This window comes from Stutzerimonas kunmingensis (genome assembly GCF_021432085.1).
GTDB lineage: Bacteria > Pseudomonadota > Gammaproteobacteria > Pseudomonadales > Pseudomonadaceae > Stutzerimonas.
On record NZ_CP090366.1, the window covers coordinates 1,531,423 to 1,553,307 of the forward strand.

Consider the following 21,885-nt stretch of genomic DNA (forward strand, 5'->3'; position numbering starts at 1 on the left):
CCATCTGCAGGTTGCTCAGCCGCAAATGAAAAGGCCCCGCGTAAGCAGGGCCTTGAAGACTGGAGCGGGCGAAGGGAATCGAACCCTTTTGCTTAGTGTGTCGTTCCGTCGCAAAGCGTGTCGTTGTGCGGTTCCCAGCCGAGTCGGCTGCTCGTTTCGTCGCAGTACGTCACAGTGTTTTCGACACTTTATCGACACCATCCTTTCGCCTCTGGCCGGGTACATCGCCTAGGCGTATCTTTGCGCACTACCGCTCCTTCAAGGAAGAAAGGATGTATTTGCGTAACCTCTTTCGGCGCTCCAGACCAAACGCAACCGACAGCACCAAGGCAGATTCGGCAGGCGACGTATCTACTCTGGAGCTTCTGGTCATCCGGACGTTCTCCCTGGGCTTTATTGCTCTGATCGCAAAGATCGCTCTGACCACTGCAGAAAGCGGAAAGCTCGAGGTTCAAAACTCTCGTGTTGGTTTCTCTCTGTCTGGTGACTCACTGTGGGCCGGGTACGCTGTGCTAGCTGCGCTCATTGGAGTCGGTCTGTGGGGCTTCTTTTTCAACTACGCCTCCAGCAAGACCTATAAAAAGTTGAGCGAAGTGGTCTTTGGGTTTCTGCTGATTAGCTTTCTGTTGGCCAAGGCAATTAGTGCTTAAAGAGATAGCGCAGCTTTCGTTTCGTCGCAGCGGGCACTCTGACCTCGACACCGCATTTAGCAGCGCGCTAAAGTGGCTCTTGCCAATTTTTGCCAAACGGGGCTGCCGGCATGAGTACCATGAACATCTCCCTTCCAGAGGCGCTGAAGAGCTTTGTGGACGAACAAGTCAATCAGCGTGGCTACGGCACCAGTAGTGAATACGTCCGCGAACTGATCCGCAAGGACCAGGACCGTCAGCATCTCCGAGGGTTGCTATTGGCGGGTGCCGCCTCGGCTCCGACTGCTCCTGTTGATGCCGACTACTTCGAATCCCTGCGTGATCGGGTTCGGAATACTCGCGGATGAAGCAAAAGCCAGTCATTCCGAGAGCGCTAGCACGCGAGGACGTTGATCGGGCGATTGCCTACTACTTGGAGCAGGAGGCCGATAGGGCTGCACTGGGGCTGATTGATGCGCTGGAGCATGCCTATAAACAGCTCAGTCGCCACCCCGAATCAGGTTCCAGTCGCTATGCGCATGAGCTGGATCTTCCAGGGCTCCGATCCTGGCCGCTCAAGCGGTTTCCCTACGTAGTGTTCTATGTGGAGCGTCCGAACCATATTGAAGTTTGGCGCGTGCTGAACGGGATGAGCGATATACCCTCTTGGCTACAGAATGATGTGGGTGCTCCCCCTAATAGTGGCGGTAAATAGATATGTCCGCCTTTCGGGCTGTAAGTAACAATTCTTATTCTCTCAATAGGATTGCATGCATATGGATGATGGCGTTTTCGAAAAAGTGATGCGAACAATTAATCTGTCTAAAGATCTGCGGGGGGCAAAGACAGGAGATGCTGCGGAGATAAGCGATGCGCTTGCACTAAAGCTATCTAATCATTTTGATCCCGAAGATATAGGTGATGTAGAGGAAGAGCTTGAGCAGCTTTTGGGATCGATTGATGAAGAGTCGCGAGCTTATATTGTAGAAGTGCTGGGCGATACCTTTGATGATTCTCAGATTCATCAAGAGAAAATTCGTAATCCGGAATTCGCAAGGGTCATACAAAGAATTTTTTCCGCTAAGAAGTGCGTAGCGGACATAATAGAATATGTTCGTGATTATGAGCCTGATAACGAAGCTGGAGAGTTTGCTGCAAAGTGCTTGAGCGCATTCGCTGAAGTAAATGCGCTGCTTCTAGAGCGGGATGTTGTTCCGCTGCTTAGAAGAGGCATCTACTCTGAAGATATCAAGTCGGCAATTGCTGTATGGCATAGTAATTCGGAATCAAAAGCAACAGACGAGGAATTCTGGCAGACAGAATTATCTGCTCGTAAAGGAATATTGGAACGACTTATTGGTGGGTACGCTGTTTTTCTTCAGCGCGAATTTCACGTGGGGAGCACGAACGTCGAAGGAAAGGGTAGCAAAAGATCGGATTTTGCGATGGTGGACAGGGAGAATAGAAACCTCAGTTTGGTGGAGATAAAGACACCTAGTACTAAATTGGTAGGTGCCGAATATCGCGGCACTCATCCGCTCTCCCAAGAGTTGTCAGGGACCGTTAGCCAGATAATGATTCAGAGAAATGAGATACTGCAGAATTTCTACCAGAAAAGAGCATGCAGTGACACGGTTTTTGAGGTTTTCGCTCCAAGGTGTTTCATAATTGCGGGAAGCCTTAAAAGTTTAGGTGGCGATAAAAACAAGATCAAAGCCTTCGAAATTCAGCGGCAAGTTATCGCCCCGCACGTCACAATAGTAACCTTTGACGAGCTCTATCATCAGTTTGCAACGTTTCACCAAGTATAGGCTCGGCGGCGGCAAAAACTGAGTGCAACACCTGACCTTTCCGGTACGGTGCTGCCCCCATGTCTTATACCGAACTCAGCGTTGAAGAGCGCGCCACCATTCAAATCGGTCATGCCCAAGGTTTCAGCCTGCGTGGGATTGCCTGCTTGATCAACCGATCCCCTTCGACCATCAGCCGGGAGCTGCGCCGCAATCGAGATGCCTGTGGTGGCTACTCGGCCCGTGTAGCCCAACAGCAGATGCAAGCCCGCCGCCAGGTGTGTCGACCGATGCGAAAGCTGTTGCCGGGTAGCGAGCGCTTTGAGCTGGTGGTTCATATGCTGCGTGAGCGTTTGTCTCCCGAGCAGATTGCCGGCAAGCTGCGCAGCATGAACATTCCCAGCCTCAGAGAGGCCTACGTCTGTCGTGAGACGATCTATAACGCGATCTATGCCCTGCCGGTCGGTGAACTGCGCAAGGAGCTGATCATCTGCCTGCGCCAAAGCAAGACGACGCGCAGGCCGCGCTCTGGCGGTGTGGATCGGCGCGGTCAGATCCCTGAGATGGTCAGTATTCATGTACGTCCGCCGGAGATCGAAGACCGGCTGATGCCAGGGCATTGGGAAGGCGACCTGATCAAGGGCAAGGCCAACGCCTCGTCTGTAGGTACGCTGGTGGAGCGCACCAGTGGCTACCTGATGCTGGTGAAGATGAACGACGCGACGGCGACCTCGGCGATGGAAGGCTTCAGTGCAGCGCTCAATGGCATGCCGCTGGCGATGCGCAAGAGCATGACCTACGACCAGGGCCGAGAAATGGCGCGGCATGCTGAAATCACTCAGCAGACCGGGGTGGCCATTTACTTCTGCGACCCGCACAGCCCTTGGCAGCGCGGCAGCAACGAAAACATCAATGGCTTGATCCGCCAGTACCTGCCCAAAGGCACAGACCTGTCGGTACACAGCCAGGAAGAACTGGATGCCATCGCACTGCAACTGAACATGCGCCCACGTAAGCGCTTCGACTTCAAATGCCCAATTGAAGTTATGGGCAAAGTGATGCAGGAAGCCATGGCTATGCGGCATGATGCGCCTGCTTCAATTCAATAACCGTGTTGCACTCAGCTCCTGCAACCGCCCTCTTCCTTAGCCGACGTTCGTTGTTTAGCCCATCGGATTAAAGCTACTAGCCGCTCCGCAATAGCGCGTCTTCATTCGGTCGCTATGATCTTTGCGGTCGCTGTCGAAGCGTGCCCGCCATGCCCGGCATTGCTCGTGGAAGTGCTGTTTTGCGGCTTTGCGGCATTCACGGTAGTCGATTGAGCCTCGGCGGTGGTTGGCGCATACGCTGGTTCCGTCGATGTAGTTATTGACGGACACCCATTCGGCTAGATAGTCGATTCCGCCGTTCCAACCCTTGATCCATTTCGACGTATGTTCTCGGCTCACCGACCGTGACCTGGGTGCGCTAGCGCTGGGCGTCGCTGCGGCAATCCGATGGGCTGCGGGCGGGGTATAGCTGCTGGCCGGCTGTTTGGGCGTGTAATTGCTATCGTTAAATGATGTCTGGCGGGACTGTACCGCTTCTGCTGTGCGCTCTTCGAACCATTCGATTTCTTCCTGGCTCAGCTGTCGTTGCTGGGGCGCTGGGGTCGGTTCTGCTGCCCGGGCTTCGTAGCTTGCAACGGAAGGGTGGTTAACCGGCTGCGTGGGCTGCTCTGCCTCTTGGTTAAACCAAGGCTTGCCGCCGACGTGGATGCCTTGCTTGATCTGGCTGACGTCCAGCACGACCGGTTTGCCGAACGTAACTGCCAGTGCTGAAAGCACCGCTGAACCGATACCCAGGATCGTCAAGAACCGCCAAGGGCTTGGCTTCTTTCTGTTGCGTAGGTAATCGGGTGCATCATCCCAATCTGATCTCATCACGCCTCCTTGCTCAGTGATCGGGGTTGTTAAATAAATCTGTTCCCTTTTTATTCCTTTTTCTTTATAAAAGTCTGAACTGACCCCGATTTCACGGACACCGACCTAAGAGACAGCGTGCAGGCGTTCATACTCGAACGGCGTCATATACGCCAAATACGAATGCCGTCGCTGTCGGTTGCCCGCCGCGTCAGGATAGTTGTCGTGTGAGTTGATTCGATGAGTCTTGGTCGGTGGGCGGAAGTGAGAGCCGTGTGGCGCGTTATTCGATAGAGCATCGGGAGTGGGTGGTGCGGCAGATGATGCCGCCCTTGAACCGGACGGTGCCGGAGCTGGTGGAAGCGACAGGCATTACTGATGCCACCCTGTATGCTTGGCGCAAACAGGCCAGAGCAGCGGGAGCAGTGGTGCCGGGAGATGGACAGCAGGCCGACCAGTGGTCGAGCCAGGACAAGTTTCGGGTGGTGCTGGAAAGCGCCAGCCTCAATGCGGCTGAGCTGGCGGAGTACTGCCGGCGCAAAGGCCTGTATGTCGAGCAGATCAACGCCTGGCGCGAAGCCTGCGAGCAGGCCAACAGCCTGGCTCAGCCGATCAAGACCCGGCGCGAACGCGAAGAGGAAAAGGCCGCGAAGAAGCGCATCAAGCAGCTGGAGCGTGAACTGCGGCGCAAGGATGCGGCGCTGGCAGAAACCGCGGCTCTGCTGGTGTTGCGAAAAAAAGCCGAGGCGCTCTGGGGGAAGGACGAGGACGAATGATCAGCGCCCCGGATCGCCGTGAAACGCTGCAGTTGATCGAGGACGCCGTGGCGGCGGGAGCGCGGCGGGCGCAGGCCTGCGCCGAACTGGGCCTGTCGCTGCGCAGCCTGCAGCGCTGGCAGCACTGCCCGGAGGATCGGCGTCCTTCGGCACAGCGAGCTGAGCCGGCCAACAAGCTGACCCCGCAAGAGCGCCGCCGCGTGCTGGAGGTCGCCAACCAGCCCGAGTTTGCCAGCCTGCCGCCGCAGCAGATCGTGGCGCGGCTGGCCGATCAGGGCACCTGGCTGGCCTCGGAGTCGACCTTTTACCGGTTGCTGAAGGACGCCGAACAGCAGCATCCGCGCGGCCGTAGCCGCCCACCGGTGAAACGAGCGCTGACGACCCATGTGGCCGACGGCCCGAACCAGCTGTGGTGCTGGGACATCACCTGGCTGCCGACCACGGTCAAGGGCCGTTACTTCTACTGGTACATGATCAAGGACGTCTACAGCCGGAAGCTGGTGGCCAACGAGGTGCATGAAAGTGAAAGCGCCGAGCAGGCCGCCCAGCTGCTACGCCAGGCCTGCCTACGTGAACAGCGGGCAGGCCAGCCGCTGGTACTGCACTCGGACAACGGCAGCGCGATGAAGGGCTCGACCATGCTGGCGGCCATGCAGAACCTGGGTGTGATGCCCTCGTTCAGCCGCCCGCGGGTGAGCAATGACAACGCCTATGCCGAGGCCTTGTTCCGCACGGCGAAGTACTGCCCGCTGTGGCCGGAGCGGCCCTTCGACACGCTGGAGCAGGCCAGGAACTGGGTGAACAGCTTCGTGGCCTGGTACAACCATGAACATCGCCACAGCGCCCTGAAGTTCGTGACCCCGGCGCAGCGACATACTGGCCAGGCGGAAGAGTTGCTGCGCAAGCGTATCGAGCTGTACGAGGCGGCGCGTGCACGGCACCCGGAGCGCTGGAGCGGCAACATCAGGAACTGGGTGCTGGCACCAATCGTGTGCCTGAACCCGGAGCGGGAAGCGGTACTGCAGCAAACATCAAAGGCAGCGTGACACGCTCACGCGACAACTACCTTGAAAATCGCCGGTTGTAAAACACTTCGATGTAGTCGAACAAGCTTTGCCGAGCCTCGTCGAAGGTTCGGTATTTCTGATGCCGCACATGCTCGGTTTTGAGCGTATGGAAAAAGCTCTCCATCGCTGCGTTGTCGTGGCAATTACCTTTACGGCTCATGCTCGGCTGGATATCGTTTTGAGCAAGCAGAGCCTGATAACGAGCGGTTCTGTACTGCACGCCCTGATCGGTATGGAGCAGCAGGCCAACAGGCTTGGCACGCCTGCCCAGGCTCATTTCCAGTGCCAGCGTTGCTAGCTCTTGGCTGGGCTTCTTATCCATTGCCCAGCCAACTATCAGCCGAGAGTAGAGATCCATGATCACCGATAGGTACAGCCATCCTTGAGCGGTCGGAATGAACGTAATGTCCGCCACCCAACGCTCGTTTGGTCGATCCGCATAGAAGCGCCTCAGCAGTCGATGCTCAACGATATGTTCAAACGTTCGCCCGCGACCGGCCTGCTGCCAAACCAAGGTCTGCTTTGTCCTGAGACCGGCCTCTCGCTTCAAACGAGCTATGCGATTGAGGCCTGCACTGTTCCCCTGACTAGTTAGCTCTCGGTGAATACGTATCGGCCCATACGTTTGGCGACTATCACGATGAACCGCCTCGATCTGGCCCAGCAAAATACGGTTTGCCTTCGAACGCCGCGACTCTGCTCGATTGCGCCACGCGTAGTACCCGCTTGGCGAAGCGCCAACCGCTCGGCAAAGCCTGCGGATCGGATACTGGGCAGCATGATCACGAATGAAGGCGTACTTCACACGAGGCTCTTGGCGAAGTACGCAGCCGCCTTTTTTAGGATTTCGTTCTCTTCACGTAATCGCTCCATTTCGCGCTTCAGCTGAGCCACTTCGCTTTCTGGCTCAGCCTGGCGGCCAGAGCCCGGGAACGCGTGGCCCTGCTTCTGGTCAAGCTGCTGCTTCCACTTGTAGAGCTGATTGACCCGGATACCTAGCTCACGCGCAAGCTGCGTGCAGGACTTATCCGAGTCGGTCAGCTGACGGACTGCCTCTCGCTTGAATTCGGGGCTGTAGCGTTGGTACTCGCGTTTGTCTGTCATGGGACACCTTCCTATCTGACGGTATAGTCACATTTGAGGTGTCCGTAAAACCGGGGCTAGATCAGTCCGTCCCCGTTAAGTCTGCTTTCTTTCTCGATCTCCCGCACAACATTCATTATTCCAGCCGCTCGCTTTACGCTTTCCCTATCATCGATTTCGCCTTCAAGCATGTTTTCTATTTCCTGAAGTAATTTTCCTTCAAGTTCATCCAGGAGATAATAGATGGCGTCAAGGCCATGATCATCAATAAGCTTTTTTTGATGAGGCAGGGTGGCCTCAACTAACTTAATCATAGACTCTTTGTTGGTGAAATCTTTGCCTATACCATTCTGCAGCACCATCATTCTTAATACGGCCATGCCTATTATGGATGAGTATGCAGAAAATAATGCCCACGCCATTTTTGAAACGTACGGCCTCACCTTTGCTGCGTCAACTGTACTAATAGACTTAGGGTCAAAGTTAGAGCTGATTGTTTTAAAGAAATCTCTTGTGGATTGGTCTCTTTCGGATCGCTTTAGTGCTTCTTCAAATTTAATTGAGGACATTGTTATTGCAACGACCTTCCCTGGGCCAAGGGCAACGAGCGTTCCCCATAGCTGGTCGATGGCATCCAGCCGCTTTTTAAATAGCTCGCCCTTCCGATTAGCGAGCCCGGACAGAGCTCCGCTACGAAGCGCCTCTGTCTGAGACTCTCTCAGCCTTACTTCGGAATCGATTATTTTCTGGCTTGCAGCTAGCTCCGACTTTAACGTCTCTATCTTTACATCGTATTCGTATCTCACTGCATTAGTTAGTCGGGCAGTAATTAGATTCCGTCCGAGCCACATTGCGAGAACAAGTAATCCTGTAGAAGTTAACGCGGGAAACCATTCCATTTTTTTAGCGCCATTCAGATTTTTCTATCATACCAACGCCTGGCTACTGCCGTAGTAATCGCTATCCCGCGCTTTGATTGGGCAAGTTTGAATGTGCTTCTTCATATCCAGGGGATACCTGACCTCTCTTCGGGTCAACTTCACCTTTCCATAACCACAGCTCGTATTGAGGAAATGCCTTTAGCAGTTCTTCCATATCCTCAATGCGAGCCTTCACTTTCCGGTTGGTCGCTACGGTCTGCCATCGCTGTCGTTCTTTGATAGCGGTACTTTCGGCCAGCTTTGTCGCGCCGAGATGGCGAACAAGCGTTCTAAGCCGCTCTTCTATCATTCCAAAAAGCTCTTAAAAATGATGAATAATTTATTGATAAATAGTTCATCACTGGTACGATTTGCCCTGTGATAAATAATTCATCAGCGCAGGCGCGCTTACTGCCACGAATAGTGACGGAACGAGCATGGAACTGGAAGAGCTGGAACCTTCGAAGCTGATCGGCCCACAGCAGGACGTGGAAACAGTCGAATGCTGGGCTGACCGTAACGGAATCAGTGCCGGTATGGCCCGTGCCTGGGCAACGCGCGGTGTGATACCGACCGTAAAGCTCGGCAAGCGGCGCATGGTAAACAGCGCAATGCTCCGTCACTGGCTGCTGGAACAGGAGTGGACCGCATGATCCGCGCCGTCTACGGAAAGCCAGGGGAGGGGATGACCTATGCAGAAGCCGGCCAGCTATCAACGCCTTCCGCACGCCCAGGACTGCGACTGCTCTGTCTGCTGGTCCAGACACGAAATGGCGAAACCCGATCCCTCCCGGTCCACACCATGCGCCCAATGCCGCCCCGCATATGCGCGGCCGATTCGCACGCTTCAGATGGGCTGCGTCGGTGGAAACTGGAAGCCTCTGCTCTCCGACTGGAAAGTGGAACCGGCCTTTATCTGCGAGAAGCACACGCCACCCGACCGCCCCGCGAAGTGGTGGAACGTTATCTACGACTCGGGCAAGCCAACGCCCTACGTACCGATTCACGAACCGTTCGAATTGGTGGGGTGATGGCATGAGACAGCCAACCGCTCTAGTGGCCTGCGAGTTCTCCGGCCGCGTTCGTGATGCGCTGACCCGCGCCGGGTTCTACGCCGTCAGCTGCGACCTGCTGCCATCCGAAACCGATGGCGAGCACATCCAGGGCGATGTGCTGGAAGTGCTCGACTGGGGGTGGGATCTCCTGATTGCTCATCCGCCCTGCACCGACCTCGCTACCTCAGGTGCCCGCTGGTTTCCCGAGAAGATCGCTGATGGTCGCCAAGAGCGCGCCCTGGATTTTGTGCGTGAGCTGCTTGCTGCGCCGATCCCTTTCAAGGCACTCGAAAACCCGAAGTCCGTTATCTCCAGCCAGATCCGCAAACCGGACCAGATCATCCAGCCGTGGATGTTCGGTCATGGCGAACGCAAGGAAACTCATTTCTGGCTCCAGAACCTGCCGCTCCTGGTACCGACCGAGATCGTCGACGGTCGCGAGCCGACTGTGCATCACATGGCACCGGGGCCGGACCGCTGGAAGAACCGTTCGCGTACCTACCAGGGTATTGCGGACGCGATAGCCAAGCAGTGGGGCGGCTACGTGTTGAGCCAGCTCGCCAGCCCCGCGCGACCTGTCCAGGTCCAGGGCCGCGCTCCCGGCTCGTCGGATCACGCTTCACCGATCCGGCGAACGGAAGCACGGGCGGAGCGCACCCTTGACCCTGCACGAACCGAAACAGCCTCCGCTCGTGAGTGCGGGAGCGCTTTTCCCTCCCGCGCTCCCGAGCCCTCGGCGGCGAGAGTGGGATGACAAGGGCGAAGCCCTTGGTGTTAAACGGCGTTTCCGATGATTAATGAAATTAATGTTCGATCAAGTGGAAAGTGTCAATTCAGCACTATTCGTCGCATTAAATAATGAATTATTGAATCTTTTAATACTTGACAAATAGTTGTTCCAAGAGCGTTTAAATAAAGCTATAGATAACCCGCAAGCCAAGTAACAAGCCGGTCGCAGTGAAATTGCTTTTTCACTCGTTCGGGATCGCTCGGCCTGCAGAAAGCAAAGCAGCGCAATAAAGCGCAACTAGAGAGAGGAAACACAAGATGGCACGTTCGACTATGGAAGTTGCATTTCTCGGCACTCAACGCTTCGACGGTGAAGCGGGCCAGAAGTACATCAAGGTCTTCTACGGCGATGAGCCGGACGGCAAGACCGAACACGGCCTGTCGATCATCGGCATGGCAGCAGCGGACGAAGTAGCGGACGAGATCTTCGCAGCCGGCGCCAAGTTCGAGCCGCTGCAACTGGTGCGCATCCACTTCGAGATTGCCCGTGGTGGCCAGAACAAGGGCAAGAATCTGGCGCTCCAGCTCGAAGCCGTCCAGACACGCGCAGCTGCCGAAACCCCGCGCAGCCCAGCTCAACCCCAGGCCAAAGCCGGCGACCCGGCCAAGGCGAACTAACCGGGAGGGGCGGCCATGCTGATCGATGACCGGGTGTACTGCGACTGCTGCGGAAACGACATGGGCAAGCTCATGGCGCTGCCCGCGCCGCAAAGCGACCTGCTGCCCGACCTCAGCCTGCCGCCCCACTTCGCCGTCTGCCCCGACTGCGAACCCTCCGAACAAACCGCCGACCTTGAGCAGGCCGGCGAATGAATTTCCTCGCCTGTGACGGTGACTGGCTGCAAGGCGCTGATGGTTCGCCCATCTGCTCCGGCTCGCTGGTCGCTCTCACGGTCGAGGAAATGCAAAGCCTCTACGGCTCTGCACTGACCTGGGACCAAGTCTCCGAGCTGCAAGGCGAAGCGATAGTTCTGTTCGCCACCGTGTTCGGCTTCCTGGTCCTGAAAAAAGCCCTGAAACAGTGAGGTATCACCCATGCAACTGAACAAGCACTTCATCAAGAAAATCGGCCTCGGCGCTGCCGTTGCTCTCTCGGCTGCTGCCGGCTCCGTCTACGCGGCAGTTCCGGCCGAAGCCACCGAAGCCCTCGACACCGCGGGCACCGACGTCGGCACCATCGGCTGGGCCGTCTTCGCCGTGATCATCGCCGCGATGGCGTTCAAGTACATGCGCCGCGCCCTGTAACCGGGGTTTTGCGCACTGCATGTGCCGAAGCAAGCAAACCCCGCTCCGGCGGGGTTTTCTCTTCCAGGGAAACGCCATGAGCTACGAACTGTACGTCCTGATCCTCACCACCCTGGCGTTCTATCTCGTGTTTTTTGGGCGGGTGTAGATATGGACGATATCCAAGGGCGCACGTATGGGCATCTTCTCGCGCTGTTCCTGCTGGTAGTTTCGGCCGGCTTCTACTCTGATCGGTCGGTCGCTCAAACATCCGGCTTTCGGCATTCAACCACCGCCGAAGGCTCGACCTGCTACGCCACTCGGGAGCAGGCCTGTAATGCCTATGCAAACCCGCCTGTGGTTTCCGGTGGAAAAACCTACAGCTACTGGTCCGGCGGCAATACCGGCTTCTGCAAATGGAAAGAGAAGCCGCTTGATTACGCCTTTTCCAATCCCGAAGTAAGTTTCGGCACTGTTACCACGTGTGTGATTCCCGAAGCCAACCAATGCGAAGCCACCATCGGCCAGGTCGTTACCCACGAACACAAGATGAAAGAAGCGGTTGGCCAGCCGGTGATCGATCCGCCGGGCTCGGTCTGCGCCAATAGCTGCCAGTACGCCTTCGGCTTCACGCCTGCCAGCAACGTCTACGTCTACAGCAGCGGCGACCCTTCCGGGGTCTTTGGCGTTTACAGCTATACCGGCAACGGCATCGAATGCAACGAAGACACCCGCAAGCAACCGGGCAACCCGGGCCAGCAGACCGACCCTGACGAAACCCCAACGCCCGATCCTGATAACCAATGCCCGGACGGCTACGCCTGGAACGGCACCTTTTGCAGCAAGGAACCGCCCCCGCCATGTGATCCCGAAGTCGAGGTCGGTGGCTGTGACGACACCGAGAACCCCGACCCTGATGATCCCGGCGATGGTGATGACGGCGACGGGGACGGTGATAGCGACGGTGATGGGGATGGGGATGGCGAAGGAGACGGCAGTGGCGATGGCTCCGGTGATGGGTCTGGAGACGGCTCGGGTGACGGTGACGGCGACGGATCGGGCGAAGACGATGGCGAGGCCGAGTGCGACCCGGCCAAGGACCCAAACAAGTGCGGTAAGCCCAGCGTAGAGGGTGAAGCCTGTAACGCCGAGATCAAGTGCACGGGCGATGCCGTGCAGTGCGCGATCCTCCGCCAGCAAAAGGAATTGCGCTGCCACGCCGAAGAACAGGCCGACTTCGAGAAACACGAATCCGCCATCGAAGCCGCTGTGCAGGGCGACAAGTTCAAGCTCGACGAAGGTGGCAGCGAGATCGAACTGCCGACCTTCGTCAACCAGGGCACCCGCTTCCTTCCGGCCAGCTGTCCCGCTGCGGAAACCTTCAGCCTGCGTACCAGTGGCGGGCGTTCCTTCGAAATCAGCTACGAACCGCTATGCCGCGCCGCCAATGACCTGAGCGGTCTGTTCGTGGCTGTCGCTACCGTCCTGCCAGCCCTGTACGTGGGCCGCTCCGTAGGAGGTCAGTAATGCAGTTTCTCTTCATCGTGCAGATGCTCGTCATCATCCTCGGCCCACTGGTGAAGATGGTGCTGAAGATCCTCGGCTTCGGCTTCGTCACCTATGTTGGCTTCAACATGATCATCGGCCAAGCCCAGGACTATCTGTTCGGGTTGATGGGTGATGTCGGCCCGGTGATCCAGGGGATTCTCGGGCTGGCCAAGTTCGATGTGGTGGTGAATCTGTATTTCGCCGCGATCTCGACGCGCTTCATGCTCGCCGGGATCGACAAGGCCACCGACCGTCGCCGCAATCAGGTCTGGCGCAAGCCGGGCGGCACCTCCATCGACGCATAAGGAGGCGCCATCATGCTCGTTATCCGTACCGGCAAGCCCGGCCATGGCAAGACCCTGAATACCATCCGTGAGGTGGACCAGAAGGCCCACGCCGAAGGCCGGGTCGTCTACTACCACAACATCAACGGCCTCAAGCCCGATCAGCTGCAAGCGCAGTGGTTCGAGTTCGAAGACCCCGAGAAGTGGTTCGAGCTGCCCAACGACTCGATCATCGTCGTCGACGAAGCGCAGGGCTGGTTCGGCTCACGCGATCCACGGGCGCGGCCACCGGAGCACATCACCCGCTTCGAGACCATGCGCCACCAGGGCCACGAAGTGCACCTCGTCACCCAGGACCCGCGCTATCTCGATGTGCACCTGCGTCGGCTGTGCAACACGCACATCCACTATTGGCGCGTCTTCAAGTCCGCCCAGCTGCTGCGCTTCGAGTCGGAAGTGGTGGTGGAAAAGGTCGAGCTGAAGACCAGCTTCAAGGATGCCGACAAGAAATCGCTGCGCCTAGATAAGCGCTACTTCGGCGCCTACACCAGCAGCAACGCCAAGCACCACTTCCAGGCCAAGGTGCCGACCAAGTTCATCCTGGCCATCTGCGTGCTGATCGGTGCGGGCATCCTCGTCTATCGCGCCTATGAGCGTTACAACGCCGAGAAAGTCGCGCTCGAAGCCACCAGCAGCGCGCCGGCCGGGAGCATGGTCGATCAGGTAAGGGATACGGTCGGAGCGTTCATCCGGCCAAGCGCCTCCGACGCCGAACAGGCCGCACCGCTCACCGTCGAGCAGTACCTGGGCAGGCGAGTGCCGAGGGTGCAGGACCTGCCAGCATCAGCGCCTGTGTATGACGGCCTGACCGGCCCGCGAACCTTCCCCAAGCCCGTATGCATCGCCACCACCGACCGCGATCTGATCGCCCGCAACTACAAGCGCATGCAGGTTGGTGACAGCGATGAAGGGCTGACGGGGTGTCGGTGCAACACCCAGCAAGGCACGCGGCTGGAAGTGTCGTTCGGCTTCTGCATGTCGGTCGTGCAGAACGGCTACTTCGACGACACCAAGCCCGACCGAGGCTCTCCGCAAGACCAGCGCAATCAGCAGCCACCACCTTCCACATCGCCGGCCTATCAACCGAGCCAGCAGCAAGCCGGAACCACCGTCACGCGGGTGCCCTATGAGAAAGGCCGTTTCCTGTGGTGATGACCGTCAGCGCGCGTGCGCTCCGCGCTCTTTGCACGCGCGGCGAGGCACGAGCCGGCGTGCAAACGCGCGCGCTGACGTCCCTGTAACACGTCAGATAAACCCAACTGAACAGTGTCAATTCGTTGCAATTTGGAGCAGAAGAAGATGAGCGTTAAAGACCAAATTCGTGTTGATCAGAACTTTCAGGAAACCCCAACCGGGCGACTGTTCTTCGATAGCCATTCGGCCAAGCTGACCGACCTGTCGGGTGTTCGCTTGCTGCGTTGCGGCGTCGATACGGTTCGTCAGCTGTACCGCGGACTGATCCGTCCCGAGATCATGGCGCTATTCGAGAAACCGGGCGTCATGGTCGAGTTCGCCGGGGAGTTCTGGCACGCCGGACGGGTAGGGCGGGACTCGGGCTACCAGTACAAGCTCCAGAATGCTGACCTCGGGTTCATCCTGCTCATCAAGAACTTCAACGCCAAGCTCGAGAACATCGGCCCACATCTGAAAATCGAGGTGTCACCGCACGCGATCGACGCGCTGTCGCCTGAGCGCTTGCAAGAGCGGATGGACTACTACGCCGCAGCCGTAATGACACACCGCGAACGCAACCGGTGCGCTGTCCATCTGGCGTTGGATCTCCAGGGCTGGAAGCCTCCGGTGGATCTGGTGGCACGCCTGCACTGTCGTGCGCGGACGCACCGGGATATCTCGGGGATCAACGAGATCAACTGGGCGACCAAGTCCAGCGTCTACGGTCGGGGCGAAACGTCCATGTTCGGCTCAGCCGGTGGCGTCCAGCTGTGTATCTACAACAAGACAGAACAGGCCCGCGCGACGGATAAGCTCGACTTCTGGGAAAGCGTCTGGCGTCGTCGGGATTCGTTCGATTCCGCCGATCCTGACAACTACGATCCTGAGGCGGACGTTTGGCGGGTCGAGCTGCGCTATCACCATTCGGTCATCCAGCAGTTCGCCAGCGGGTCGATCAGTGCCAAGACCGGCGAGGCCATTGAAACGGATTCGTTTGCAGCGTTCTCCGCCCACTTGGACGGCCTGTGGCGCTACGGGCTGTGCCAGTTCAAGTTGCTGCATCGCCCTGGGCAGTACGAGCCGATCTGGACGCTGATGCGTGATGACGTGCGGGTCGATGTGGCTGTCGACTCCCTGGTCGATGAAACGGAATACAAGCGCTACTACAAGACGTCACGGGGCTTCTCGGGCAAGAACGTGGAGCTGTTCCTGCTAAAACTTCGTAAGCCTGCTGGCACGGGAGCGAGTGGGCGCTAAAACCGCATTTGATCGACTGAAGGAATGGGAATGCTGGCCGGTCATTCGTGACCACTACGCCGCCAAGGACATGAGTGAGCGTGATCTGTACAAGCACATCAAGACGTTGCTTCAAGAACGCCACGTTCGATGGGGCAGAGCGGTCTGATGGCGATCCAGCAGCTCCCTGACGGTCGCTGGCGGGTCGACGTTGAGCCGGTCAAAGGCAAGCGCTTCCGCAAGACGCTGAAGACCAAGGCCGAGGCAATGCGCTTCGAGGCGACCTGTCGAGCCAAGTGCAGCGAATCCAACGATTGGGCACCGCGGCCAAAGGACAAGCGCAGGCTGTCAGAGCTGGTCGAGCTGTGGTTCGATCTCCACGGCGTCTCGCTCTCCGATGGCGTTCGACGTGTGGCGATCCTGCGGGCGTGTGCAAAGGCGATGGGTGATCCGATAGCTCGTATGGTTGATGGCGCAAAGATCGCCGCCACACGCGCGCGTTGGATGTCAGCAGGCGTCACCGGCAAGACAGCGAACAATCGCCTCGGCTACCCGAAAGCGGTTTACAACGAGCTGCACAAACTCGATGTGATCGACTATCCCTGTCCGTTCACCCGTATTCGCCCGGTTCGGCTGCAAGAGCGCCCCTTGGCCTACCTGACCAAGCCGCAGATCTCCGAGCTGCTCGATGCACTCCAGGCGCGGACCACGTCTCCACATCCGGCGATGGTGGCGCGGATCTGTCTGGCTACCGGGGCGAGGTGGGGTGAGGCTCAAGCGCTTCGGCCGGAGCGGATTCGAGGCAACGCCCTGGTGTTTGCCAATACCAAGTCGAAGCGGGTGCGGATGGTCCCGGTAACGCCCGAGCTGGTGGCGGCGATCAAGAAGCACTGGCAAACCTACGGGCCGTTCACCAACTGCATTGGCGTGTTTCGGCTGGTCCTGCTCTCGACCTCGATCAAGCCACCACGCGGACAGGCAAGCCACATCCTGCGCCACACGTTCGCAGCTCACTTCATCATGGGCGGTGGGCATATCGTGACGCTGAAAGAGATCCTGGGGCATGCGTCGCTGAACATGACGATGAGGTATGCACACCTCGCGCCTGAACATTTGCATGATGCGATCAGGTTGGGGCCGTTGGCGGGCATCACGTTACCGCTCGCCAGCCAGTAATCGAATCAATTGAAGGAGGTGCGCCACTGGCGTACTATTCGCTTATGATCTTTATCGAGACACCGATCTTCTCCAAGCGTCTGCGGGAGCTGCTTAGCGATGACAGCTATGCGGAGTTTCAGCGGCAACTGGCCGACCGGCCGGACATGGGCGATGTGATTGAAGGTACTGGCGGCATTCGCAAGGTTCGCGTTGCGTCTGGTGGTCACGGCAAGCGAGGCGGGTCCAGGGTCATTTACTACCACTTCACGGCGGCTTCGCAGATCGCATTACTGCTGATCTATCCGAAGAACGAGAAGGACGACCTGACGGCAGACGAGCGCAAGGTGCTCAAGCAAATCATCGAACGGTGGAGGTAATCACCATGAGCAAATTCTTCGAAGACCTTCTGGAAAGCGTCCAGCAGATGGACGAGATTCACCGTGGCGAACGTCAGCCCTCGCGGGAATTCGTCGTTGACTCGCTGCAGGTGAAAGAGATCCGCAAGGCGACCGGGCTGACCCAGGCCAAATTCGCAGCGATGATCGACGTTCAACTGGGTACGCTGCGTAACTGGGAACAAGGCCGACGCGAACCGACCGGACCAGCAAAGGCCCTGCTGCGCGCCATCCATAACGATCCGAAGCACGTCATCCAGGCGCTATCGTCCGTCTGATCACCGCCTAGTCGATTAGACGCTAGCTACGGAAATTCCACACTTTGGGCAAGAACGCTGACATGGATTTAGACGTGTTACTTTCCAGATCTGCTGCTCTTGAGCAGTCGCTATATAAGTGCTTTTCAGTACCTGTATATGACTCGTCCCCTAGACTGGTTGCTAGCAAGACATTGTCCGCCCTTGCTTTCGAGCATTCACAGGCGATTAAGCACTTAATAGCCGCCGGCCTTTACACGCCTGCGGCAGCGTTGTTAAGGGTCCAATATGAGTCGCTGGTTCGCTCTCTGTGGGTGCTTTATGTAGCGTCCGACTCACAGGCGGAGCTGATCATTTCAGACCTTACATACGATAGCGCAAAGAAGGGGTCCACTATTCCGATGCTCAGTCAGATGCTCGTTGCCATCGAAGAAAAGGCACCGCACGCACCGATTGAGATGCTAAAGGAATTCAAGCATTACTCTTGGAAGCCTTTAAGCTCATATGTCCATGGTGGAATTCATGCGGTGAATCGCTTCAGCCGAGGATTTCCGGCGCCGCTTGTTCACGCCATGGTCATCCATTCAAACGGGCTATTAACGATTGCGGCCAACCTTGGACTAATTGTTTCTGGCGCCCCGCCTACTGATCAGATCCCAAAAATTCAAAGAGAATTTGGAGACTGTTTGCCACTTCCTGCCGTTCCGCGCCCAGCCGCGACTGAGCCATCGCATTAGGCTGACTGGAATTCGTGGAAGGGGTTTTCGACACTTCTTCGACACCACCAAAAGCCAGAAACGAAAAAGCCCTGTAAAAACAGGGCCTTATCGTGTGGTGTCTGGAGCGGGCGAAGGGAATCGAACCCTCGTCATGAGCTTGGGAATCTATAACGGGCCAAATATCAGGGTATAACGCGAGGTATCGTAAAGGCGCTACAATCCCCGTCCTGTATGGGCTAGGGCTTCCGGCTCAGTCTCAATCTGTCCCGCCGAATTTCGTGTTAGTTCGGGACAACTGTCACCGGAAACTGTCACGCATGCTAACCGAAAAGCAGATCCGTTCGCTCAAGCCAGAAGACCGCGACTATGTGATGTCCGACGGGCGCGGTGCGCGAGGGGAAGGGGTGCTGCTGCTGAAGGTTCGCGCCAACGGCACGAAGGAGTTCTACTACCAGTGGTTCGTGGCCGGCAAGAAGAAGCAACGCAAGCTCGGCGTTTGGCCGACGATGTCACTCACCGTCGCCCGGGACAATTGCAAGGGTGCGTCGCCGCAGAGTGAAGCGGAGGGCACGCTACAGAACCTGCTCGATTCGTATGTCGCCAAGCTGAAAGCCGAAGGCGCGGCCTCGGCCGGCAACGTGGAATGGTCGCTCAAGCACTACGTCTCCGAGCCGTTCCCGCACCTGGTGAAGAAGCTGGCCAGCGCCATCGAGCCCGGGGATATCCGCGACATTATCTCCGCGATGATCAAGGCGAAGGTGACCACCTATTGCAACCGGGTGCGGTCGCAGCTGCATGCGGCCTTCCAGCACGGGCTGAACCAGGAATACAACCCTCGGGACTACCTCAAGTCGAAGGTGCGCTTCGGGTTGACCTATAACCCGGTGGCAAGCATCCCTGTGCAGGGCGATTGGGAGCGCCCCGGCCAGCGCGTGCTGAGCAAGGAAGAGCTGGCGGCGCTGTGGAACCTGCTGCCCGAGGAACTGAGCCTGGTCACGGCCGAGCTGATCAAGTTCCTGATTGCCAGCGGTGGGCAACGGCCGGAGCAAGTGGTAGCGTCAGACCGCACGATGTACCGCGACGACTACTACATGATCCGGAGCAAAAAGGGCGTAGAAGGCGAGCGCGAGATTCATGTGGTGCCGTTCAACGGGCTGAGCCGCGCCTGCCTGGAGCGGCTGAAACCGATCTCCGGCGAAGAGGCCTTTCCGTTCATGGGCCGGTATAAGAACAACTCGATCAACGTGCAGTCCGTGTCGCGGGCGGTGACGAAGCTTTGCGCGCGGCACCCGGCCACGTTCAAGACGCCATTCACGCTGCGCGACCTGCGGCGCACCTGCAAGACGCTGATGGGTGTGGCGGGGATCAGCAAGGAACTGCGCGATCGCATCCAGGGGCATGCGTTCAGCGATGTGTCATCGAAACACTATGACCGCTACGACTACCTGAAAGAAAAAAGCCAGGGCCTCGAGGATTGGGCTACCTGGCTTGTAGATGTGGCTGGCGTGAAGCCGTAGCCGTCACGCCGCCTGATTGCTCCACGCTTCTGGGTCCTCCAGCCAAAGGCGCAGATCGGATGCCCGCCAACCGACGCGGCCCGGCGAAAGCCGGACCTGTTTCGGGAAGCGCCCGGCCTTGATCTCGCGCCAAAGCGTAGCGTGGGAAAGGGTGGTGACCTCCAGCACCTGCTCCTCGCGCAGGTAACCCTCAAGCGCGACCACGGCGCTTCCCTCCCTTGCGATGCTTCTTGGTGCCGCCGTGGCAGGTCAGGCGGTAGCTGATAAAGGTGGCCAGCTCGCCGATCTCGGCTTTGATGTCGTCGATGATGGCGCCCATGATCGCGTTCACCTCCTCATAGGTGGCGCGCTGGATGGTGCGAGAGTTGTCGACGTGGGTCTTGCCGTCCGGCGTCTTGACCAGCCACTCCATCAGCCAGCGTTGCGGCTTGCGCGGCAGGCGCCCGCTGACCTGTGCGGTGTCGTTGGGCATTTCGGTGCTGTAGAAGATGCTGTACGTCATGGCCGTTCCCTCACATGCACATCGCAGCAGGCTGCGTGCCGAGGGTCGCGTCTACGCGCTCCCAGGTCGAAAGCGGGGTGGTGTTCCAGTAGCGGTCGGCGATGGCAATAGCGGCGAAGGCCAGCTTGCTGGCGTGGGCGCCTTGTTCGGAGCCCATCTTGGTGAACACGGTGGCGGCCAGGTTGAGCTTGGCGGCGATCTCGGCGAGGGTGTCGGCGTCCTCTGCGGTGAGTGCGCGGCGCTGGGCGTCGGCAAGTTCGGTGCGCAGGGCGTCCAGCTCCTCGGTCAGGTGCTCCAGTGCCTGGGCGGCGTTGAGGCGGCTGATGGTGTGTTCGTGCTGGGCGCGTTCGGCGCGGTGGCGCAGGTTCTCGACCAGCTGGCGGTTGGCGGTGGCCAGGTGTTCGAGGTCTTGCCGCGCAGCGCGGCGGCCTTCGAGGTAGCCAAGGCCGAAGACGATGGCCATGGCGGCGACGGCGCCGACGAAGGCCAGAATCTGGATGGTTGTGAAGTTCATTGCTGTGTCCCTCTGATGTAGAACCGCCGGCTGGTAAGGCCGGCGGGTAGGTGCTGCGCTTACTTGCCGAGGCTGAAGGTGCCGATGCTCAGCGGCACGAGGCCGCCCACTTCCTGCTCGAGCACCGCCTTGAACTCGCGGGCGAACTCTTCGCGCTGGGCTTCTTCCCCGACCCAGCGGAGCTTGAGCTGCGGCTCGTCGCGGCCGGTGATGACGGACAGGCGCAGGGTGATCGTGGTGACCTGCAGGCCTTCGAACGGCACGGTGGTGAAGATGAACGCCGACGGCAGGGTTTCCTGGCTCTTGGCCTCGATCTCGTCCATGGCCGAACGGCTGGAGGAGAAGTCGCCGACGTTGCTGTCGCGCTGGCTGGTGGCCTTGATGGTCATGCGGCGCACGGCGTTGATGGCCTTCACCATGTTCAGGTCAGTGCTGCCGTCGAGCGCCATCAGGTTGGGCAGCCAGTCCTCCAGCCATTCGGCGAGTGCCTGCTGGCTGTGCGGTTTGCCGACGATGCTCTGCAATGCCGCATAGGCAGCGGTGGGCTTGAGGGTGAGGGTGGCGGTGTCGTCACCGTGGCCGGCGAAGCCTGGGGCGCCCAGGTTGAAGATGACGGTGGCGCGCATGGCGTCTTGGTCGATGAAGCCGCGCGAGCTCACCGGCGCGCTGTCATCAACTCCATGCGCTTCGACGTACTTGGTGAAGTCCTGCAGGGAGTGGGTGGCCATGGTGCCGCGGAAGCGATCGCGTACCGGCTGGTACTGCTCGAGGCTGTGCAGGCGCACCGCTTCCGGCAGGACGGCAAAGCGGGTGCCGTCGTCGACGTGCAGTTCGCGCGCTGCGGCGGCCAGGGCGTTGGACTCGATGTGCTGAATGGCTTCTTTGCTCAGTGGCATGGTGTTGCTTCCTTGTGTGGTAAGTGGGTTTTGCTGGGTCAGACTTCGCGCGCTTTAACCGGCGCGTCTTCGCGGCTGAACAGCTGCGCGGTCGGGTCGGTCTGGAACAGTTCGAGGCCGTTGGCGGTGACGTACAGCGGCGTGTCGAGCGTGGTGTCTTCGCGCTTCTTGCCGCGCTTGGTGGGCTGCACGTAGTCGAGCGTGTGCGACACGGCCACCTGGTTGCTCTGGCCGATCTGCTTGAGCTTGAACGTCAGGGTGATCTGGCCTTGCTTGCTGTGCTCGATGACGCCTGCGGCGACGTCGGACAGGGCGCGGCCTACCTGGTCGGCGAAGACGCCGGCGTTGAGGCTGTTGATGAACTCGCTGGTGTCGGTTGCTTTCATTTGCTG

General features: G+C 58.5%; 30 protein-coding genes and 1 pseudogene. 22 read left to right on the top strand and 9 right to left on the bottom strand.

The window, feature by feature from the left end; genetic code table 11:
- The first annotated feature begins 272 nt into the window (after nucleotides 1–272).
- The 5 genes from LW136_RS07100 (at nucleotide 273) to LW136_RS07120 (ending at nucleotide 3,528) form a co-directional block, all read left to right on the top strand.
- Nucleotides 273–650, top strand: a complete 378-nt coding sequence (locus LW136_RS07100; protein WP_234174809.1) for a hypothetical protein — start codon at nucleotides 273–275, stop codon at nucleotides 648–650.
- 110 nt (nucleotides 651–760) lie between these two features.
- Nucleotides 761–997, top strand: a complete 237-nt coding sequence (locus tag LW136_RS07105; protein ID WP_234174810.1) for a type II toxin-antitoxin system ParD family antitoxin — start codon at nucleotides 761–763, stop codon at nucleotides 995–997.
- A complete protein-coding gene (locus LW136_RS07110) occupies nucleotides 994–1,344 on the top strand; it encodes a type II toxin-antitoxin system RelE/ParE family toxin (protein ID WP_234174811.1) in 351 nt (116 codons plus the stop codon). The genes LW136_RS07105 and LW136_RS07110 overlap by 4 nt, the downstream gene beginning before the upstream one ends.
- Before the next feature lie 61 nt (nucleotides 1,345–1,405).
- A complete protein-coding gene (locus LW136_RS07115) occupies nucleotides 1,406–2,440 on the top strand; it encodes a Shedu anti-phage system protein SduA domain-containing protein (RefSeq protein WP_234174812.1) in 1,035 nt (344 codons plus the stop codon).
- A 59-nt stretch (nucleotides 2,441–2,499) separates the two neighbouring features.
- On the top strand, nucleotides 2,500–3,528 hold the full coding sequence (locus tag LW136_RS07120; protein WP_038661402.1) for an IS30 family transposase: 1,029 nt from the start codon (nucleotides 2,500–2,502) through the stop codon (nucleotides 3,526–3,528).
- Between the two features lie 54 nt (nucleotides 3,529–3,582).
- Here the strand turns inward: LW136_RS07120 and LW136_RS07125 are convergent, their stop codons facing one another.
- A complete protein-coding gene (locus LW136_RS07125; protein WP_234174813.1) occupies nucleotides 3,583–4,341 on the bottom strand; it encodes a hypothetical protein in 759 nt (252 codons plus the stop codon).
- Nucleotides 4,342–4,595: 254 nt separating this feature from the next.
- Here LW136_RS07125 and LW136_RS07130 point away from each other — a divergent pair.
- Nucleotides 4,596–6,142 (top strand): IS3 family transposase gene (locus LW136_RS07130; protein WP_086937305.1). Its coding sequence is split into 2 segments (ribosomal slippage): nucleotides 4,596–5,082 and nucleotides 5,082–6,142, totalling 1,548 coding nucleotides; the frame shifts between segments, so codons are not numbered across the junction.
- Between the two features lie 16 nt (nucleotides 6,143–6,158).
- On the opposite strand, the gene LW136_RS07135 is transcribed toward LW136_RS07130, so the two are convergent.
- The 3 genes from LW136_RS07135 to LW136_RS07145 are packed head-to-tail and all read right to left on the bottom strand — an operon-like array spanning nucleotide 6,159 to nucleotide 8,145.
- A complete protein-coding gene (locus LW136_RS07135) occupies nucleotides 6,159–6,968 on the bottom strand; it encodes an IS3 family transposase (protein ID WP_234174814.1) in 810 nt (269 codons plus the stop codon).
- Entirely contained in the window at nucleotides 6,965–7,267 is a 303-nt protein-coding gene (locus LW136_RS07140) for a transposase (RefSeq protein WP_042922387.1), read from the bottom strand. The genes LW136_RS07135 and LW136_RS07140 overlap by 4 nt, the downstream gene beginning before the upstream one ends.
- Before the next feature lie 56 nt (nucleotides 7,268–7,323).
- Nucleotides 7,324–8,145, bottom strand: a complete 822-nt coding sequence (locus tag LW136_RS07145; protein ID WP_234174815.1) for a hypothetical protein — start codon at nucleotides 8,143–8,145, stop codon at nucleotides 7,324–7,326.
- 458 nt (nucleotides 8,146–8,603) lie between these two features.
- On the opposite strand from LW136_RS07145, the gene LW136_RS07150 reads away from it, so the two are divergent.
- From LW136_RS07150 to LW136_RS07225, 16 genes and pseudogenes are all read left to right on the top strand, one after another.
- Nucleotides 8,604–8,819, top strand: a complete 216-nt coding sequence (locus tag LW136_RS07150; protein WP_017244781.1) for a MerR family transcriptional regulator — start codon at nucleotides 8,604–8,606, stop codon at nucleotides 8,817–8,819.
- A 39-nt stretch (nucleotides 8,820–8,858) separates the two neighbouring features.
- Nucleotides 8,859–9,197, top strand: coding sequence for a lysogeny maintenance protein PflM (gene pflM, locus LW136_RS07155; RefSeq protein ID WP_234174816.1), 339 nt, complete (start codon nucleotides 8,859–8,861; stop codon nucleotides 9,195–9,197).
- A 4-nt stretch (nucleotides 9,198–9,201) separates the two neighbouring features.
- On the top strand, nucleotides 9,202–9,975 hold the full coding sequence (locus tag LW136_RS07160; protein ID WP_234174817.1) for a DNA cytosine methyltransferase: 774 nt from the start codon (nucleotides 9,202–9,204) through the stop codon (nucleotides 9,973–9,975).
- A gap of 293 nt (nucleotides 9,976–10,268) precedes the next feature.
- The gene (locus tag LW136_RS07165) at nucleotides 10,269–10,628 is read left to right on the top strand and encodes a hypothetical protein (protein ID WP_014819556.1); all 360 of its coding nucleotides are present in this window, start codon (nucleotides 10,269–10,271) and stop codon (nucleotides 10,626–10,628) included.
- Nucleotides 10,629–10,643: 15 nt separating this feature from the next.
- Nucleotides 10,644–10,823, top strand: coding sequence for a hypothetical protein (locus LW136_RS07170; protein WP_008567547.1), 180 nt, complete (start codon nucleotides 10,644–10,646; stop codon nucleotides 10,821–10,823).
- A complete protein-coding gene (locus LW136_RS07175; protein ID WP_015277797.1) occupies nucleotides 10,820–11,035 on the top strand; it encodes a hypothetical protein in 216 nt (71 codons plus the stop codon). Before LW136_RS07170 ends, LW136_RS07175 begins: the two co-directional genes overlap by 4 nt.
- Nucleotides 11,036–11,045: 10 nt before the next feature.
- Nucleotides 11,046–11,255 carry a major capsid protein gene (locus LW136_RS07180; RefSeq protein ID WP_042926026.1) on the top strand — a complete coding sequence of 70 codons (210 nt, stop codon included), beginning with the start codon at nucleotides 11,046–11,048 and terminating at the stop codon, nucleotides 11,253–11,255.
- Between the two features lie 150 nt (nucleotides 11,256–11,405).
- Nucleotides 11,406–12,761: a virulence factor TspB C-terminal domain-related protein gene (locus LW136_RS07185; protein ID WP_234174818.1), complete on the top strand. Its 1,356-nt coding sequence runs from the start codon at nucleotides 11,406–11,408 to the stop codon at nucleotides 12,759–12,761.
- Nucleotides 12,761–13,087, top strand: a complete 327-nt coding sequence (locus LW136_RS07190) for a DUF2523 domain-containing protein (protein WP_042926027.1) — start codon at nucleotides 12,761–12,763, stop codon at nucleotides 13,085–13,087. The genes LW136_RS07185 and LW136_RS07190 overlap by 1 nt, the downstream gene beginning before the upstream one ends.
- Before the next feature lie 12 nt (nucleotides 13,088–13,099).
- On the top strand, nucleotides 13,100–14,278 hold the full coding sequence (locus LW136_RS07195) for a zonular occludens toxin domain-containing protein (RefSeq protein WP_234174819.1): 1,179 nt from the start codon (nucleotides 13,100–13,102) through the stop codon (nucleotides 14,276–14,278).
- 147 nt (nucleotides 14,279–14,425) lie between these two features.
- Nucleotides 14,426–15,704, top strand: a pseudogene (locus LW136_RS07200) (hypothetical protein).
- A complete protein-coding gene (locus LW136_RS07205) occupies nucleotides 15,704–16,711 on the top strand; it encodes a phage integrase (RefSeq protein ID WP_234174820.1) in 1,008 nt (335 codons plus the stop codon). Before LW136_RS07200 ends, LW136_RS07205 begins: the two are co-directional and overlap by 1 nt.
- 44 nt (nucleotides 16,712–16,755) lie before the next feature.
- Nucleotides 16,756–17,070, top strand: a complete 315-nt coding sequence (locus tag LW136_RS07210) for a type II toxin-antitoxin system RelE/ParE family toxin (protein WP_038662341.1) — start codon at nucleotides 16,756–16,758, stop codon at nucleotides 17,068–17,070.
- A gap of 5 nt (nucleotides 17,071–17,075) precedes the next feature.
- Nucleotides 17,076–17,366, top strand: coding sequence for a helix-turn-helix domain-containing protein (locus LW136_RS07215; RefSeq protein ID WP_003302338.1), 291 nt, complete (start codon nucleotides 17,076–17,078; stop codon nucleotides 17,364–17,366).
- Nucleotides 17,367–17,428: 62 nt separating this feature from the next.
- Nucleotides 17,429–18,082, top strand: coding sequence for a DUF6988 family protein (locus LW136_RS07220; RefSeq protein ID WP_234174821.1), 654 nt, complete (start codon nucleotides 17,429–17,431; stop codon nucleotides 18,080–18,082).
- A 353-nt stretch (nucleotides 18,083–18,435) separates the two neighbouring features.
- On the top strand, nucleotides 18,436–19,581 hold the full coding sequence (locus LW136_RS07225; RefSeq protein ID WP_336512880.1) for a tyrosine-type recombinase/integrase: 1,146 nt from the start codon (nucleotides 18,436–18,438) through the stop codon (nucleotides 19,579–19,581).
- A 3-nt stretch (nucleotides 19,582–19,584) separates the two neighbouring features.
- Here the strand turns inward: LW136_RS07225 and LW136_RS07230 are convergent, their stop codons facing one another.
- From LW136_RS07230 to LW136_RS07250, 5 genes are read right to left on the bottom strand one after another with little or no spacing between them, the layout of a single operon-like run.
- Nucleotides 19,585–19,785 carry a helix-turn-helix transcriptional regulator gene (locus tag LW136_RS07230; RefSeq protein WP_181092064.1) on the bottom strand — a complete coding sequence of 67 codons (201 nt, stop codon included), beginning with the start codon at nucleotides 19,783–19,785 and terminating at the stop codon, nucleotides 19,585–19,587.
- Nucleotides 19,772–20,083 carry a hypothetical protein gene (locus tag LW136_RS07235; RefSeq protein WP_213574678.1) on the bottom strand — a complete coding sequence of 104 codons (312 nt, stop codon included), beginning with the start codon at nucleotides 20,081–20,083 and terminating at the stop codon, nucleotides 19,772–19,774. Before LW136_RS07235 ends, LW136_RS07230 begins: the two co-directional genes overlap by 14 nt.
- 10 nt (nucleotides 20,084–20,093) lie before the next feature.
- Complete coding sequence (locus tag LW136_RS07240) at nucleotides 20,094–20,597, bottom strand: hypothetical protein (RefSeq protein WP_234174823.1); 504 nt, start codon at nucleotides 20,595–20,597, stop codon at nucleotides 20,094–20,096.
- 59 nt (nucleotides 20,598–20,656) lie between these two features.
- Nucleotides 20,657–21,493: a DUF2303 family protein gene (locus tag LW136_RS07245; RefSeq protein ID WP_234174824.1), complete on the bottom strand. Its 837-nt coding sequence runs from the start codon at nucleotides 21,491–21,493 to the stop codon at nucleotides 20,657–20,659.
- A 38-nt stretch (nucleotides 21,494–21,531) separates the two neighbouring features.
- Nucleotides 21,532–21,879, bottom strand: coding sequence for a hypothetical protein (locus LW136_RS07250; protein ID WP_234174825.1), 348 nt, complete (start codon nucleotides 21,877–21,879; stop codon nucleotides 21,532–21,534).
- Between the last annotated feature and the right edge of the window lie 6 nt (nucleotides 21,880–21,885).